This is a genomic window from Paenibacillus sp. MAH-35, from assembly GCF_058135425.1.
Window position 1 is genome coordinate 304,013 of record NZ_JBYUPU010000002.1, and the last position, 17,430, is coordinate 321,442.

Consider the following 17,430-nt stretch of genomic DNA (forward strand, 5'->3'; position numbering starts at 1 on the left):
TACCTCCCCTTACAAAGAAGAGGATGCCCCGATCCGGATCAGCCTATGCGAAAAATCCGTTTCCGTTATCTTTTGTGCAGCACATCCTCCTGGATCATGCCGGGAACAACATCAGCCGGGAAGCAGCCGAGGTCGCTTCCGTCCCGCTTGCGGACCGAGACTGTAACGTCGCGTTCCTCGTTCTCGCCTACGACGAGCATGTAAGGGATTTTCTGAAGCTGGGCCTCCCGGATCTTGTAACCCAACTTCTCGCCGCGCAAGTCCGACTCGGCCCGAATGCCCGCCGACCGCATCCGCTGCACCGTCTCCCCAGCATAATCGTTATATTTATCCGACACCGGAATAACGACCGCCTGCACCGGCGACAGCCACACCGGGAAAGCTCCGGCGTAATGCTCCGTCAATATGCCAATGAACCGGTCCATCGAGCCGTACACCGCACGGTGAATGACGACAGGGCGAATCTTGCGGTTCGATTCGTCCACATAAGTGAGGTCGAACTTCTCCGGCATTTGAAAATCGAGCTGGATCGTCGCACACTGCCAGCTCCGCTTAATCGCGTCGCGGACATGGAAATCGATCTTCGGCCCGTAAAAAGCGCCGTCGCCTTCATTCAGCCGGTATGGGACGTTCCGCTTATCCAGAACGCTGCGGAGCGCCGACTCCGCCTGCTCCCAGAGTTCCTCCGAGCCCATGGACTGCTCGGGTCTCGTGGACAGCTCCATCGTATATTCAAAACCGAACGCTTGATACATATGGCCGATCAGATCGATCACCTTCCCGATCTCGTCTTCGATCTGGTCCGGCCGGGCGAAAATATGGGCATCGTCTTGACAAAACGTTCTCACCCGCATCATACCGCTCAAACTGCCGGAAAACTCGTGCCGGTGCACTTGGCCGAACTCGGACATCCGGATCGGCAAATCCCGGTACGAATGCATCGCGCCTTTGTAGATGATCATATGACCCGGGCAGTTCATCGGCTTCAAGGCGAACGTCGTATCGTCAACTTCGCAGAAGTACATATTGTCGCGGTAATGGTCCCAGTGTCCCGACTCTTCCCACATCCGCCGGTTCATCATAAACGGAGTGCGCACCTCTTCATAACCGTGCTCCGCCTGCAGGCGCCGCGAATACTGCTCCAGCTCGTTGCGGATCACCGCCCCCTTCGGCATATAAAACGGCATGCCCGGAGCTTCCTCGGAAAACATAAACAGACCGAGCTCTTTGCCAAGCTTGCGGTGATCCCGCTTCTTCGCCTCTTCGAGCATCGCAAGGTGCTCATCCAATTGTTCCTGTTTCGGGAACGACGTTCCGTAAATACGCTGCAGCATCTTGTTGTTCGCGTCTCCGCGCCAGTATGCGCCCGCCACGCTTTGCAGCTTGAACGCCTTGATCCGCCCCGTAGATGGCAAGTGCGGCCCCCGGCACAGGTCGATAAACTCCCCTTGGGCATACACCGTGATGACCGCGTCTTCCGGAAGATCGCGGATCAGCTCCAGCTTCAGCTGGTCCTCCAGCTCGCCGAATATTCGCAGCGCTTCTTCCCGGCTTACTTCCCTGCGCTCGATCGGCAAGTTTTCCCGGACGATGCTCGCCATCTCCGCTTCGATCTTCCCGAGAGCGTCTGAGGACAACGGTTCGGCCAGATCGACATCGTAATAAAAGCCGTCCTGGATAACCGGGCCGATCCCCAGCTTGACTTCCTTGTTCCCGTAGATCCGCTTGAGCGCCTGCGCCATCAGATGCGCCGTACTGTGACGATAGACCTCGAGTCCTTCGGCACTATCCAGCGCAATAATCTCAACCTTCGCGCTGCTTTCAAGCCTGCAGCTCAAATCCACTAATTTGCCGTCTACTTTACCGGCAACTGCAAGCTTCTTTAAGGAAGAGCTGATCGACCCGGCCACTTCAGCGACAGTCGTACCGGGCGCATACTCCCTTACAGACCCGTCCGGCAATTCCACTTGAATCGACATTTGATATTCCTCCTATTGGTTTATGAGAACAAAAAAACACGCCCATCCCTCGGAAAGGGACGAGCGCGTGTCTCGTGGTTCCACCCTAAGTTCGTACCGCCGCTTCCTTCACCGGCAAGCGTGCGTTACCTTACGGCATCCGGTAACGGGGATGAGGCGGCTGCAGCTAATGAGACGGGGCCCTAAAGAGCGGTCCGTCCGTTGGCCATAGCGGCTGCAAAGCGGTAAATGTCCGGCTGCGGCTTGAGGGGCTCTCACCTGTTCCCCTCTCTCTGGGAAGCTTTGCCGGCATTCATGTCTTTGGTCATTGCCTGTATTATTAAGTGCGTGAACAACCTCATTAAGCTTTTTTGCTGCGAATTTCTTCGGTGATCATAGCGACTACGGCATCGGTCGCATGAGCCCCGATATCGCCTTCGCCGCGCTTGCGTACGGAGAGCGTTCCGTTGTTCACTTCATTCTCGCCGACAACGAGCATATAAGGCGTCTTCTCGAGCTGCGCCTCGCGGATTTTGTAACCGAGCTTCTCGTTGCGCAGATCCGCTTCGGCGCGGACGCCGGCGGCAAGCAGACGCTCAACCGTTTGCTTCGCGTAGTCGTCGAATTTGTCGGATACCGGGATGACCACGGCCTGAACCGGGGACAGCCAGGTCGGCAGTGCGCCTACGAAGTTTTCCAGGAGGAACGCCGTCATTCGCTCCATCGTGCTCACGATCCCGCGGTGAATGACAACCGGACGGTGCTTGTTGCCGTCTTCGCCGACATATTCGAGGCCGAACCGCTCCGGCAGCAGGAAATCAAGCTGCGCGGTCGACAGCGTTTCTTCCTTTTTAAGCGCGGTGCGGATCTGCACGTCGAGCTTCGGTCCGTAAAACGCCGCTTCGCCTTCCGCTTCGAAGTAAGGAAGGTTCATCTCCTCGACGACTTCCTTCAGCATGCGCTGGGACATTTCCCACATCGCGTCGTCCGGGAAATATTTCTCGGTGTCGTTCGGATCTCGGTACGACAGACGGAAGCGGTAGTCTTTGATGCCGAAGTCTTCGTACACTTGACGGATCAGGCCGATGACGCGCGCAAACTCTTCCTTGATCTGATCCGGACGGCAGAAGATGTGGGCGTCGTTCAGCGTCATGGCGCGTACGCGGTGAAGACCGGTCAGGGCGCCCGACATCTCGTAGCGGTGCATCGTGCCCAGCTCGGCTACGCGGATCGGCAGATCGCGGTAGCTTCTCAGATCGCTTTTGTAAATCATCATATGGTGCGGGCAGTTCATCGGACGAAGGACGAGCTCCTCGTTGTCCAGCTCCATTTTCGGGAACATATCTTCCTGATAGTGCTCCCAGTGGCCCGATATTTTGTACAATTCGACGCTGCCGAGCACCGGCGTATACACATGGTCGTAACCAAGCGACTCTTCCAGATCGACGATGTACCGTTCGATCAGACGGCGGAGCTTCGCGCCTTTGGGCAGCCACAGCGGCAATCCTTGGCCGACTTCCTTGGAGAACGTAAACATCTTCAAATCTTTGCCGATCCGGCGATGGTCGCGTTTCTTCGCTTCCTCGAGCAATACGAGATGCTCGTCCAGCTGCGCCTTTTTCGGAAATGCGGTCCCGTAGATGCGCTGAAGCATTTTGTTTTTGGAATCTCCGCGCCAGTAAGCGCCTGCTACGCTGAGCAGCTTAAACGCCTTGATCCGTCCGGTCGAAGGTAAGTGCGGCCCCCGACACAAATCGAAAAACTCGCCCTGATCGTAAATCGTAATGACCGAATCCTGGGGCAGATCGCGGATAAGCTCCAGCTTCAGCGGGTCTTCCATCTCTTCGAAGATGCGGATCGCTTCTTCGCGGCTTACTTCGCGGCGGACGATCGGCAAGTTCTCCTGGGTGATCTTCTCCATTTCCTTCTCGATCTTCTCCAGATCTTCCGAGGAGACCGGCTGCTCCAGATCGATATCGTAGTAAAAGCCGTCTTCGATAACCGGACCGATGCCGAGCTTCACGCCCTTATCGCCGTATATCCGCTTAAGCGCCTGCGCCATCAAGTGCGCCGTACTGTGGCGGTACACTTCGAGTCCGTCGTCGGAATCGAGCGTCACGATTTCTATTTTCGCATCGCCTTCCAGCTTGTGGTTCAAGTCGACGACTTTGCCGTCCACTTTACCGGCTACCGCGTTTTTTTTCAGTCCAGAGCTGATCGATCCCGCTACGTCTTCGATGGTGCTCCCGGCTGCGTATTCCCGGACCGCTCCGTCCGGCAAGGTGATCTTGATCGACATTTTCGTTTTCCTCCTGCTTGTGCCCGGTTAGGGACCGGTTGTTGGACTTGGCGAAACAACAAAAAACACGCTGATCCCGCAAGGGACGAGCGTGTTTGTTCTCGTGGTTCCACCCTAATTCGCTTCGCTGCCGGTCTTGGCAGACGAAACCTTATGGCATCCGGTAACGGGGATGAGACGCTGGATTCTACTGCCGCGCCTGTCGCGGGTTCGAGCCAAAGCTGCAAAGGGGTAAATCCGCTGGTCGAACAGAAGGAGATTGCAGCGCGAGTCTCCTCTCTCTGGACAGTCTTGCAGGGATTCATGTCTTTGGTCATTGCTTCTATCGGTTTTATATGCACTCATGATACAAGATCTGTACCGGTGTGTCAATGGCCGCCAATCCGGAACGCTCCGCGTCCCGGTTACGGATAAGACTGGTCTTTGTTCATTCCGCTCAGGACAGTTCCGCACACTTTGCAATACGTGCACACCATCGCCCGGTTCTCAAAGATTTGCATAATCGTCTTGACAATCTGCTCTTCCGGCTCCCGGGTATGAATGACGATTTTTTGTGGCGATACCGAGATGAGCGTGCTCACGATCATATCCTCGAAATTAATCTCCTTGTCGATGAGTTCCATGGTGAACCCTTCGAACTCGGAAGTATTGATCGGTTTCATCTGCTCGTTGTACATCGTAAAGTCGCTGCCGCCGTGATGCATCAGATGAGCGACCGGAATTTTCGTTTCCTGAATGTATACAAAATATTTCAGCAGCGAAATAAACTCCTGATACTGCATATCCATAATGTATTCGTCAATCGCGTACTCCGCCACCTCGCGGAGCTCGCTGGTATAGTCGGCCAGCCGGAACCGGATGAAGCCGAGCAGATGCAGCCGGTTATGCTCTTCCAGATAGGCGAACAAAGCATCGGCTATTTTATGCTGCGTCCGCTGCCGCGGCTTGGGCAGACTTTCGCTTGGCTCGGGCTCGCCCAGCAGCTGCTTGCAATATTGCTCGATGGACGTTATTTCTTCCTCTTCGGTATATCGGTACGGTCCCGTGATGATCTCGCGCAGCAGACGCGGCTCCATCTCGTCCAAAATATAGGAGGCCAGCGTATCGGCTGCCATCCGGAATACCGCCGTTCCCGACTCGTCGAGGCAGAATTCGGGCAGCTCCGCCACGCACCGCAGCGTCGTATGCGTCTTGAACGTATCGCATTCGATCCGCACCGGATGACCCTTCCTATGTAAATCCCGGGCGGCAAACGACAGCTTGACGTACAGCTTGTCGATGTAGGACGCCCAATCTTTCGATAGCGTAACGGCAAACAGCTCCACCTGACTCACTCCCTTCTTGCGACCGGTAATACGAACAGCTTCGTACCCGAAGCCTTACATACAGCGGCCGATCCAATACGGCTTTCTAAAAGTATATGGCTGGAGCAAAGGAGATATACAAACAACAATTTGGCACCTGAACAGCGGTTATCTGATGATCCGACGAATTGATGACCACAAGCGGACGAAACAGTGTATAATGTAGGAAATATGCCTTAGGGAGGATATCAGGATGTCGCAAGCGGAACTCGCAGTGGACGCCAAAGCGGCGTTGGGAGAAGGACCGAGCTGGGACGAGCGTAACGGCTGCCTGTACTGGGTCAATATCGAAGAAAAAACGTTGCATACATACGATGTAGCCGCGCAAAAAACGGTCGCATCCATATCGGTTCCTTCCAGAATCGGTGCGGTCGTGCCGCGCAGATCGGGCGGGACGGTCATCGTTTTGGAGGACGGATTTTACGCCTGCGATCCGGCAACCGGAGAACTGATTTTTCTCGGCAATCCGGAAGGTCGCAAGCCGAACACCCGGTTCAACGACGGGAAATGCGACGCCGCCGGACGATTCTGGGCCGGCACGATGTCGTTGGACGGAACGCCCGGACAAGGCGCCCTGTATTGCCTGGAACCGGATCTGACGATCCGTACCGTACTGGAAAACGTATCGTGCTCGAACGGACTTGCCTGGAGCCCGGACAACCGCACGATGTATTATATCGACTCCCCTACGAAAAAAGTGATGGCCTACGACTATGACCTGGCCACCGGAGAGATCAGCAATCCCCGGGTAGTCGTGGAAGTAACGGAACCGGGCGCCGTCCCGGACGGGATGACCTGCGACGAGGAAGGGATGATCTGGGTCGCCCTGTGGGGAGGATACGGCATCCGCAGATGGAACCCCGCCACAGGCGAGCTTTTGCTGAAAGTGGACGTCCCGGCCGAGCAATCCAGCTCGTGTTCGTTCGCCGGTCCCGATCTGGATGAGCTGTACATCACCTCCGCAAGAACCGGCATTTCAGAGACAAGTCTGGCGACTCAGCCGCTCGCTGGCGGACTTTTCGTCTACCGGTCCGCTGTTAAAGGTTTGCCTACCTACGGATTCGGCGGTTAAGTATACCTGCAAGCTCCGGCTAACGGAATTACGTTCCGGGCCGGGGCTCTTTTTTGCGGGTAAATGCCTTGCAGAATGATTCAATATAGCCGGATCGTATAAAAAAATCCCCCACATCGAGATATCACGAAGCGGGACGATTCGTTATTCTGATTAGGGAATTGCTATCGATTAGGACCTAATAGAACCTACACAAGGGGGAAGCCCGATGCCGGTCAAAACTCCGCGTATCGTTATCGTCGGAAGCTTAAATATGGACCTCGTCATTTCTATGGAACAAATGCCGAAGGTCGGGGAAACCGTTCAAGCCCAAAGTATTCACTATATTCCCGGGGGCAAAGGCGCCAATCAAGCCGTCGGTTGTTCCCGCCTGGGCGCTCAGATCGACATGATCGGTGCCGTAGGCGGCGATCCGTTCGGCGATCAGATTATCGGTCAAATGAAACGCCATGGAGTGAATACGGAGCATATCTCTGTATTGGAAGGCGTATCTACGGGTACGGCCACTATTTTCCATACCCATCAAGATAATTGTATCGCCATCGTAGCCGGAGCTAACGAACATTGCTCAGCGGATCAAGTCTCCTCCTGCGAATCGCTTATCCGGCAAGCCGATCTGCTGCTCGTCCAGCTGGAAATTCCACTGGAGAGTGTACGTCAAGCACTCACGATCGCCCGTTCCGCAGGAGTAAAGACGGTGCTGAACCCTGCTCCGGCCAAACCGCTGCCGGATGAGCTGCTTCGGCTGGTCGATCTATTGACGCCCAACGAGACCGAATTTGCCGCTCTGAGTGGCGTAGAGCCCGATTCGGAAGCCGCCTGGCAGCAAAGCATGACCGATTGGGAACGGCGTCATGGCCATAAGCTCGTTGTCACCCGCGGAGCGGCAGGAAGCTCGTATGTGGACGACAGCGGCTCTCTTGTGACGGTTCCGGCTTTAACTGTTCCAGTCGTCGATACGACCGGCGCAGGCGATTCGTTTAACGCCGCCTTAAGCTACGGACTCGCTCTCGGATGGACGCTCCATCAAGCCGTCTCCTTTGCGGGCAAATCCGCTTCGCTGTCGGTTACGAAGTTCGGCGCGCAGGACGGCATGCCGACGTTGGACGAGGTTATGGGAGCGGGACGGTAGTCACTCCCGGCCGGCGTATTCTGGACTATGCCGATCGTTCGATTATATGCGGATCGTCGGAAAAAGCGACAATGCAGCGATAATAAGACGAAAATGCGATATACAGCCGTACCGGTGCCAGTTACATTCAATGTAGCTGGCATCGTCCGTTTGCACGGACGTAGCGGAAAGCCCTGTCTGCTCAAGAAGTTCGCAAAAACGGTAAAGGGAAAGGAGGAAAAAGAAGTCGCGAATCGTCCCCGGTTATTGTACGATAGGGACAATTACAAGCCAGGCGAACGACTTTGCAGCACAGATTTTGAGCATCCTTCGGGATATTCAACGATCGGAAGGGGCTTATTCCATGAGAAGCAGAAGGCACATCGCGGCAGCGATCGCTATCGCATCTGTCCTGACCGTTGGATCAGGCTGCCGGCAAGAGTCCCCGGTCAAACTGGAAGACGTTATTACCTCACCCGGACCGGTGTCCGGCGGAAAACCCGTTCTCCGTGTGGCGACCAACGACAATTACTTTACGGGCAACAGCTATACGGATCAGTTGCCGGTATGGCAGGAAATCGAGAAACAGACCGGCGTTCAAATTGATTGGGAAGTGCTTCCCAGAGAACAATTCGGCGATTCGATCCGGTTGAGGCTGTCGAAAGGCACCGATTTGCCGGATATTTTCTACATCCCGGATAGCGATCCGGTCACATTGGCCGGCAAGGGGACGGTCGTTCCGCTGGACGATCTGATCGCTGCACATGCTCCCAACATAGCCGCCTTCTTGCGGGATAATCCGGAAATCGACAAAAAGCTGCGGCTTGCGGACGGAAAACTGTATGCGCTTGCATCCGTGGTGACCGGTGTCGCCTACACCGATCCGTACGGACTGATGATCCGCAAAGATTGGCTGGACCGGCTTGGGCTGCAGGAACCGTCCACCCTGGACGAATGGTACGCCGTCTTGAAAGCGTTTAAGGAGAACGACCCGAACGGCAACGGTCTTCAGGACGAAATACCGCTACTGCCGGATTTGGGGCTGAAAGGGTTGAAGCTGTTCGGAAGCGCCGTCGGCGGCCATCTGTTTTATAGCGACGGGTTCTACCCGGATGCGGACGGCACCGTGAAGTATGAGTGGCTGGAGCCGGAAACGAAAGAACTGGTGGAATGGTGGCGCAAGTTATATGCCGAGGGGTTGCTGGCGCCGGACTTTTTGACGAGATCGATGGATTCGTTTCTGTCCGAGGTATCGGCGGGACGTGTAGGCGCGCTTAACGGCTTCCTGAATCTGCGGCCCAAATACGAGCTCGGCAATCGCCAGGCGGGCGATCCGCATGCGGAATGGGTGATGACCGCGCCGCCTAAGGCAAAGGACGGCAGCGGATTTTATGAGATATACGGTCCGGTCAGCTCCTGGTTCGGCATATCGAGCAGCAGCCCGAATCAGGAACTCGCGATCCGCTGGCTCGATTACATCTATGCGAGCGAGGAAGGCAGCCGGATCGTTAATTTCGGAGTCGAAGGGCTCAGCTATACGATGGCGGACGGCAAGCCGCGGTTTACCGAATATGCGACCAACCATCCGGGCGGGCTGGACTTGACCCGGCTGCTCCGATCGTTAGGGGCGATGCCGACGCTGCCGTGGATTCGCGCAGACAAGGGACCGTTGTCGCTTCAGCCGCAGGCGATGCTCGAATCCGATCCGGTCGGCGCGGGGCAGGCCAAGAAAGTGAAGCCCTATCTGATCCCGGCCATATCGCTGACGCTTCCCACTCCCGAGGAGAAAGAGACGGACGGGCTGTACGGCGCCCCGCTGCGCGCCTATGTCGAATCGGCTTTGGCCCGTTTCATTACCGGACCGGAGAAGATCGACTGGGAGCGGTTCAACGCTACGGTTGCCTCACTGGGTCTGGATCGCGTTCTGGAGGCGAAGCAGCGGCAGTACGACCGCTACAGGGGCGCCCCGGCGCCGTAAGCGCCGTGGACAATGCCCGACCCGCAGGCTGACGGCTGCCGATTCCAGGCAGAAGCGGCAGCCGCGAGCTGGGAGCCGCGCCCGGGTACCATCGGCGCTTACCCTTGGCCGATCCGGTCTTGCAGCGCGATCCGGCGGTATTCGCCCGGCGTAACGCCATATATTTTCTTGAACATGCGGATAAATGAATTGACGTTCCGGTAACCGATCTCCCCCGCCACTTCGCCAATCCGGACGTCTTCGCCGGAGCTAAGCAGCTCCTTGGCTTTGCTCATCCGGAGCGCGTTCAAGTAATCGGTGAAGGTCATGCCGGTTTTGTCCCGGAAATAGGTGGATAAATAACTGCGCGACATTTGCAGCTGATCGGCGACCGTCTCCAGCGACAGATCCTGACGGTAGTGCGTCATGATGTATTCCAGAACGAAGTCTTTCACCGGGTCCTGGCGCGCTTTCTTTTCCTGGACCAGCATGCAGGCTTCCTCGGTCATATCCGCGAGCAGGCGCTCCAGCTGGCCGATTCCGGTACACTTCCCGATCCGGTCGAAGGGCGAATGACGCTCCATGAAAATTTTCGTATCGAGCTGATAAAACAGCAGCGTTTTCTCGATCTTGGACGATATTTCTTGTGCGAACAAAGCGAACCGATGCGCGCTCGCATGTTTCTCCTCCAGCCTGCGCATGCATTTGCCGAGCAGTTCGAAGACGCGGTCCCGCTCGCCGGCCTGCAGTTGGATCGACAGTTCCTGATCGTCTGCCGGAGCGATCAGCAAATCGGGGACGGCAGACGAACGTTTCGTGACGATCTGCGTCTCGCAGGCCAGCCGCCGTTCCAGAAGCATGAGGCAGGCCTGCTCATACGCCGATGCGAATTCACCGGGACGGCATGACAACGGGGGAACCGCTATCGTCATCAGGAAAAACGTCTGGTCCCGGTCCGCGATATGCTTGAGGCGGTTCAATACGTTCAGAATCTCGCCGGTATCCACTTCGCCGCTCACGAGGGTAAGCACCTGGTCGCGTTCCACTTGCAGCGTGGTCGATTCCGCGAAGCCTTCGCCGAGCTGCAGAGCGATCAGCTCCCGGATATAATAGAACGCCTTCTCGCGTTCTTCGGCGGACAGCCCGTCGAACCGGTCCGTGAATGTAAGCCGAAATAGGATCAGCCGGAACGGTTTATCAGTGTCGATCAGCTCGTTCAAGCTTTGCTGATGCATGTTTTTCACCTTGCTCAAGTAGCCGTACGATTTGAGCAGATCGTTCTTCTGATCGAGATCGGTGCGGATTTCACGCTCGGAGCGCACGATATCGGATATTTTATCGCTAATCCAATCCAGCTCGCGAATATTGGTCTTCGATGGCTGCGGAGAGCCCGATTTCTGAAAGCCGGAGATCATCTTGCGGATCGGACTGTTGAACTTGAGACTGAGCACGACCGCCAGGAAAAATCCGATAAGAAGCGCGCTCCCCAGAACGGAAACGAGCACTACGTTAAGCCGGGACACTTGACCCGCGATATGAGCGAACGGAACGATATTGATATAGGTGAAGCCGGTATCGGCGCCTTTTCTGTAAAACAAGTAGTTATCGCCGCTCTTCACGTGCCCTTCTCCGGAGCTGAAAGACTGCGCAAGCGTATTCATCTCCCACGGCGCACCGTGCTGAAACAGCGGCTGGCCGTCCGGGCCCAGAATGAGGAACTGATTGTTCGGAGAGACATGGAACCGTTCGAACAGCTTTCCTGCGTCGAGAAAAGCAACAATCGCATACGATCCGGATTTCATCAGGATGGGAAACAGCATCCCTTTATCGGAGATGCCGTTGATCGGCGAAGTGGAATAAAAGCCGGCCGCAGGGTACAAGCGGAACGCAGAACTGCCGCTCTTCCATTGTTGCACCCAGAAATCCGCACCGTAACGATCGCTCGCGTATTGCTTCGTGAACAGATCCGGCATGCCACCGGTCCCGTTTTTCTCCAGAAAGTAAGACCGGTCGGGATTGTAGATGACAATATTGTTCAGAAACAACAGCGGATTGCCGGTTAGCGTTTTCATTTGCTCGATCGCCTGGGCCGCCAGCGTGTAGTCGTAGACGTCCGGACTTTTGCCCAAAGCCGTAACGGGCCGGCTCATGCCGAGCTGCATCAGATTAAACTCGATCAGGTTGAAATGCTTCTCGTAGCTGTCGACCGATTTGGCCAAGCCCAGCATATTGTAGCTGACGATATCCCGGTGAACGTTCGTTTTGAAAAAAGTGAACGAGAACAGATTAAACGAAAGCAGCAGCACGATCAGCAGCAGGAAGGAAGAAAGCAGTCTGACAAATAAGGAATTCCACTTCAGCGACAGCGGAACGAAGAGGTTTATCATAAGCGTTCCTCCTAGCGGTATTCAAGCGATGCAGTAATCGATTTCCATTCTATTTTATTATAGGGTCCGGGCCCGATGCCGGTCAACGGCTGAAATGGGACCTCCCGAACGAATTCATTCGACGACAACGATAAGGGGTGCCAGTCATGAGTAAAAAGGGTTGGACGACAGCAATCAGCGTTCTGGTAGGAGCAGGTCTGATGACCGCGTGCGGAGGCAATACGACGAGCGAAGGCAACGGGAACGGCGGCAAGGAGACGGCCAAACCGCCTGTCGAAGAACAAGTTAGCCAAGAGCCTGTCGAGCTTGTCATTCAAGATCAGGGCGGAGCTTCGGAGGAAGTATTCAACCAGTCGTACGGCGCTTTCATTAAGCAAAAATTCCCCAACTATACGATCAAATACATTCAGGCGGCGAAAGGCACGACCCTGCAAGATCTCATCGTAGCCGGTCAGCACGTGGATATTATTATCGCAGGCATTAACGGCATGCCGGACCCGCTGTTCGGGCTTGATATGAAGCTCGATATGACCGAGCTGATCAAGAAACACGGCGTCGATCTGACCAAGTTCGATTCGACGCTGATCGACGGGATCAAGACGATGGGCGACGGCAAACTGTACTTCCTGCCGGTGACGAATCTGGTTCAGGTGATGTTTTACAACAAAGGCATCTTCGACAAGTTCGGCATTCCGTATCCGAAAGACGGCATGACGTGGGACGAGGTCGGCGAGCTGAACCGGAAACTGACCCGCAGCGAAGGCGGCGTCTCCTATATGGGGTACTCGGCATCCCCCGCCCATATTCTCAATATGAGCCAGTATTCGATGCCGCTCTACGACCCGCAGAGCAAGAAACCGATGCTGACCGACGAACGGTGGCGGCTGGCGCTGGAGACGTATTTCCTGAATCAGGCGACTTCCGGCTACAAGGAATGGGCCACAGCGAAGAAAAAGGTGCCGTATTACACCGAGATGACAGCCTCGCAAGAGCTGGCGATGATGGTGTTCAACTCGCAGTTTCCGTTCGACGGCCCTCAGCACGTCAAGGACATCGATTGGGACCTCGTCTCGCTTCCGGTCCTGAAAGACAAGCCGAAACTGGGCTCGCAGGCGAATCCGAAAACCTTCGCGATCACGAAAACGTCGAAAAATAAAGACGCTGCGATGGAAGTCATTAAATATATGACGTCGGCCGAGATGCAGATGAACTTCTCCAAGCAAGGTTATATGACTGTACTGAATGACGATACGATCAAAAAAGCAATCGGCACGGAAAGCCAGCACAAAGGGAAAAACTGGGGCGCCGTCTATTACAACAACTTGGCTCCGATGGCGTACAAAAGCATCTACGATACGAAAATATTGTCGTTCCTGACTCCGAATGTGCTGAAGCTCGTCACGGGCGAGACCGACCTGAACAGCGCGATTCGCAGCGCCCAGGAGCAAGCGGAGAAATATGTGGAGAGCGAGATGAAGAAATAAGTGCGGGGAGGCCCCAATATGAATCGAAACTTATTTTCGGTTACGCGTGGCAAGGAAGAAAAGAACCGATTGCTGCATGGGAGGAATTCCGATGAACGTAAACGACTTGGAACATGGTAAGCTGGGCATCTACGATGTCAAAGATCAGTTGAAGCGGCATGTTTACAGCCGTTCGGCGGAAGCTTTCGCAGCGGGGGACCGGGCCCGGGACGAGGTTGTTACCCTGGAGCAGCTGGAACGGCGCAAAAGCAGGATGAGGAGCGCGTTTATTCAATCGCTTGGCGGCCTTCCGCCGAGCGATTGCCCGCTCGATCCGATCCTTACCGGTACTTTACAGCGCGACGGCTATACGATCGACAAGGTAATATTCCAGTCGAGGCCTAACCATTGGGTGACGGCAAACTTGTACATTCCTGCGGGAACCGGCGCGCCTTCCGCGGCGGTGCTGCACTTGTGCGGGCACAACCCTATGGCCAAGCAGGGCGACGTGTATCAGATCGTCTCGCAGCATCTCGTCCGCGCCGGTCTGATCGTACTGACGATCGATCCGATCGGCCAGGGCGAGCGGCTCAGCTATTACGACCGCGATACGAGCGACACCAGGGTTGCCGCCTCCACGCGAGAGCACGAATACGCCGGCAGGCAAAGCTTGCCGCTCGGCGACTGCTCGGCCCGCTACTTCCTTCACGACGCGATGCGCGCGGTCGATTATCTCTGCACGCGGCCGGAGGTCGATCCGGCGAAAATCGGCGTCACCGGCTGCTCCGGAGGCGGGATGCAGACAAGCATGATGATGCTGTGCGACCCCCGCATCGCGGCTGCTGCGCCCGCTGCCTTCATTATGAATCGCGAATCCTATATGTACGCGGGACAGGCGCAAGACGCGGAGCAAATATGGCCAGGCCTTACGAAGCTTGGCTTCGATCACGAAGACCTGCTGATGGCTATGGCGCCGCGACCCGCGCTCGTCTTGGCGGCGGAGTACGATTTCTTCCCGATCGAAGGAACCCGCAGGACGGTTGAGCGTACGAGACGGTTTTGGGACATGTACGGCAGCTGCGGAGAAGCGGGTCTGGAATATTTCGAAGACGCCTGCGTCCATACGTATTCGCCTCCTATGGCGAAAGCGGCGGCTGTTTTTTTCAGCAAACATCTGTTGGGCAAGCCGCCCGTTTGCTCGTGGGAAGGGATACAACCGATTTCCCCGGAGCTGCTTGGGTGCACGAAAAGCGGGCAACTGCGCGGCGACAGAGGCGATGCGCACGCCATCCATGAGGCGAACTGCGGCCGGCTTGCCCTTCTGGAAGAAGCTTCAACCGCGATGCCGGAGCCGGCAAGGAAGGAGCGGGCGCTCGTCTGGCTGCGCGAGCGGGTATACGGCGGGCGCTCGCCCTGTCCGCTTAATCCGCGAAGAGCCGTACTCGGCAAGCTGGACGAGGAGCTCAGCGTCGAACGTATCCTGTGGTGGAGCCAGACGTCGTTATTCAATCATGGGTTGCTATTCCGTTCAAGCGAATGCGCGGGGCCGGCATCGTCTGTCACGATCGGCCTGTGGGCGCGCGGTACGAAAAGCATCGGGCCGCGTCTTCGCTGGATTCGCGAAACGTGCAAGGCCGGCCGGGCGGTATTCGTCCTCGACGTATCCGGCGATGGAGCGGTTATGCCGAACGGCGTTACGGCGGCCGGCGGCATGCACGATTTTTTCGGCACGGTCCATAAGTTTGTCACCGATCTGTATTGGCTGGATGACAGCTTGGCCGCACTGCGGACGTTCGACGTCGTGCGCGCCCTCGATCTTGTTGAGTCGCTCAGCGGCGGAGAGAATCCCGACATCCGGCTGTATGCGGACGGACGGTTCGGCATGTACGCAGCATTGGCCGCGATCCTGGACGACCGGTTGAAGCAGGTCGAAACTGTGAACGGGATAAGCAGCATCGCCGACTTCGTTCGTTCGCGTGAGTACGATCCGTTGGACAGCGAAGGCATCATCCTGCCCGGCATCCTCCGGTATTTCGACATGCCGGATATAGAACGATGGCGGTCCGGGCGACACTGAGCTTAATGATGAGCAAATGGATGTCCGGATTATGGTGTGGAGTTATTTTGATACTTCTAACGGCGGCGGTTCCATCTTCACCGATCCAAGGAACTCTTTTTCCGAGTATTGTTACAATCCACAACGGAAGTGAGGTAAAATCTATTGATGTCACCGGAGATAATGGTCTGATCAATTACAATAATAAAGCCTATATCCCACTAAGACTTTTTACTGAAGAAATGGGTGCATCGATCCAATATGAGCCTGGGTCGGAATCGACGAATTGGATGCAAAAAATCGATATTTATCAAGGAAAGACTACGATCGAGTGGAAGCTAAAAAAAAATGGGAGAACTGGTATCTAATTGCGCTCCAAGTGTCCCGTTATTTATTTCGCCCGGGGGTGGTTATCAAAATGATCAATCTTTCTTTGCACAAATCCACAACAATATGAAAGAAGATATATCGGTTAGTCCAATTGAACTTACTTTTCAAGTTCGGTCAATGGACAGCAATGAGGTTGTATATAGTCGGACTTTGCCGCATTTTTCGGGGGTAATTCCAAGTTCGTTTGCTTTTATAGCATCATTTACATGGGACCACACTGGAACAGACGGTAAGGAAGTATCGCCAGGGGATTATTTTATTGAACTCGTGCGTCCTTCCACGTTAAATTACCAACTTCTCGACAACAACGAGCAAAAGTCAGTGAAAATTGAAAGGATGGGCGGGTGCAATTTAGGTATTATGGAGTGACGTTCAAATGATTCGGATGACTACAGGTTATATTGTGGAGATTGTTGGTTATCCCAACACTTTCCGGTCTATATTAGGTGAAGACACTGATACAATTAAGGTAGAGGTGTCTTTATATGTTTATATCCCCCATGCTCTTAGAAACTGCATGCTCTCCCTTCAACAGCCCGGATCATATTTATGAGCCGAAGATCGATGGTCACCGGCTTATTTTGTCGCGCCAAGACAATGCGACTCGGCTCTATACACGCCACAACAACGAATGTACGCGACAATACCCGGAATTGTGCGACATCGTGCAGGACGACATTATCCTAGACGGCGAAGTCGCTTGCGTGAATCGCGAGTCTGGGCTGATCGACTTCGAAACGGTCATGGAGCGCTTCGCTGCACAAAAGGCTAATAAGATACTACGCTTGACTGCTACACAGCCAGCGAACTACATGGTGTTCGACATCCTTCGGTACAAGGGTGAGGATTTACACGGCTGGCCCTTGATGAGGCGCAAGGAACTGCTCGCTGGAGTAGATTTTGGGAATCCACGAATCAGCGTTGTGCCTTACATTGAGCTTGAGGGCGAAAGGTTATTCCAGGAGATCGTATCGAGGCAAATGGAGGGGATTGTCGCTAAACGTAAGGAATCCGTATATGTAGCTGGGCAGCGAAGCCCGAGCTGGCAGAAGATCATTAACTGGACGTATGTAGATGTGGTCTTGACTGGCTGGCGTAAAGATGAATTTGGTTGGCTTGTTGGAGTGTACGATGGTGAGAGCATGATTCAGCATGTAGGATTAGTAGAGTTGGGGGTAACCCCGAAACAACGAAAGGCCTTTTATAAGGTTATGCAGCCATATGTGGTCGGGGAAGATCGGCACAACGTTTATGTAAATCCGTTGATTAAAGCGAAAGTAAAAATCCGAAACTGGACAAGAAAAGGACTCCTTAGGAGTCCAGTTTTTGTGGATTTCATTGTGTAATTTGGTAATTCGTGTGATATTCGTAAT

Annotated in this window: 12 protein-coding genes; 8 read left to right on the forward strand and 4 right to left on the reverse strand. The window is 55.0% G+C overall.

Going from position 1 to position 17,430, the window contains the following annotated elements:
* Positions 1-65: 65 nt before the first annotated feature.
* From thrS (AC3Y2E_RS03050) to ytxC, 3 genes are all read right to left on the reverse strand, one after another.
* Positions 66-1,979, reverse strand: a complete 1,914-nt coding sequence (gene thrS / locus AC3Y2E_RS03050; protein WP_379207000.1) for a threonine--tRNA ligase — start codon at positions 1,977-1,979, stop codon at positions 66-68.
* A gap of 340 nt (positions 1,980-2,319) precedes the next feature.
* Positions 2,320-4,257 carry a threonine--tRNA ligase gene (gene thrS / locus AC3Y2E_RS03055; protein ID WP_379207002.1) on the reverse strand — a complete coding sequence of 646 codons (1,938 nt, stop codon included), beginning with the start codon at positions 4,255-4,257 and terminating at the stop codon, positions 2,320-2,322.
* A gap of 404 nt (positions 4,258-4,661) precedes the next feature.
* A complete protein-coding gene (gene ytxC, locus AC3Y2E_RS03060) occupies positions 4,662-5,582 on the reverse strand; it encodes a sporulation protein YtxC (protein WP_379207004.1) in 921 nt (306 codons plus the stop codon).
* Positions 5,583-5,814: 232 nt separating this feature from the next.
* On the opposite strand from ytxC, the gene AC3Y2E_RS03065 reads away from it, so the two are divergent.
* The 3 genes from AC3Y2E_RS03065 (at position 5,815) to AC3Y2E_RS03075 (ending at position 9,782) form a co-directional block, all read left to right on the forward strand.
* Positions 5,815-6,693 carry an SMP-30/gluconolactonase/LRE family protein gene (locus AC3Y2E_RS03065; protein WP_379207006.1) on the forward strand — a complete coding sequence of 293 codons (879 nt, stop codon included), beginning with the start codon at positions 5,815-5,817 and terminating at the stop codon, positions 6,691-6,693.
* 208 nt (positions 6,694-6,901) lie between these two features.
* Positions 6,902-7,825, forward strand: a complete 924-nt coding sequence (gene rbsK, locus AC3Y2E_RS03070; RefSeq protein WP_379207008.1) for a ribokinase — start codon at positions 6,902-6,904, stop codon at positions 7,823-7,825.
* Between the two features lie 343 nt (positions 7,826-8,168).
* Positions 8,169-9,782: an extracellular solute-binding protein gene (locus AC3Y2E_RS03075; RefSeq protein ID WP_379207010.1), complete on the forward strand. Its 1,614-nt coding sequence runs from the start codon at positions 8,169-8,171 to the stop codon at positions 9,780-9,782.
* A gap of 98 nt (positions 9,783-9,880) precedes the next feature.
* Here the strand turns inward: AC3Y2E_RS03075 and AC3Y2E_RS03080 are convergent, their stop codons facing one another.
* On the reverse strand, positions 9,881-12,148 hold the full coding sequence (locus AC3Y2E_RS03080) for a helix-turn-helix domain-containing protein (RefSeq protein WP_379207013.1): 2,268 nt from the start codon (positions 12,146-12,148) through the stop codon (positions 9,881-9,883).
* Between the two features lie 146 nt (positions 12,149-12,294).
* Here AC3Y2E_RS03080 and AC3Y2E_RS03085 point away from each other — a divergent pair, with 146 nt between their 5' ends.
* From AC3Y2E_RS03085 to AC3Y2E_RS03105, 5 genes are all read left to right on the forward strand, one after another.
* The gene (locus AC3Y2E_RS03085; RefSeq protein ID WP_379207015.1) at positions 12,295-13,632 is read left to right on the forward strand and encodes an ABC transporter substrate-binding protein; all 1,338 of its coding nucleotides are present in this window, start codon (positions 12,295-12,297) and stop codon (positions 13,630-13,632) included.
* A gap of 91 nt (positions 13,633-13,723) precedes the next feature.
* Entirely contained in the window at positions 13,724-15,688 is a 1,965-nt protein-coding gene (locus AC3Y2E_RS03090; protein ID WP_379207018.1) for an alpha/beta hydrolase, read from the forward strand.
* Positions 15,689-15,693: 5 nt separating this feature from the next.
* A complete protein-coding gene (locus tag AC3Y2E_RS03095) occupies positions 15,694-16,035 on the forward strand; it encodes a stalk domain-containing protein (RefSeq protein WP_379207020.1) in 342 nt (113 codons plus the stop codon).
* The gene (locus AC3Y2E_RS03100; protein ID WP_379207022.1) at positions 16,016-16,426 is read left to right on the forward strand and encodes a hypothetical protein; all 411 of its coding nucleotides are present in this window, start codon (positions 16,016-16,018) and stop codon (positions 16,424-16,426) included. Before AC3Y2E_RS03095 ends, AC3Y2E_RS03100 begins: the two co-directional genes overlap by 20 nt.
* A gap of 116 nt (positions 16,427-16,542) precedes the next feature.
* Positions 16,543-17,403, forward strand: coding sequence for an ATP-dependent DNA ligase (locus AC3Y2E_RS03105; protein WP_379207025.1), 861 nt, complete (start codon positions 16,543-16,545; stop codon positions 17,401-17,403).
* The last annotated feature ends 27 nt before the right edge of the window (positions 17,404-17,430 follow it).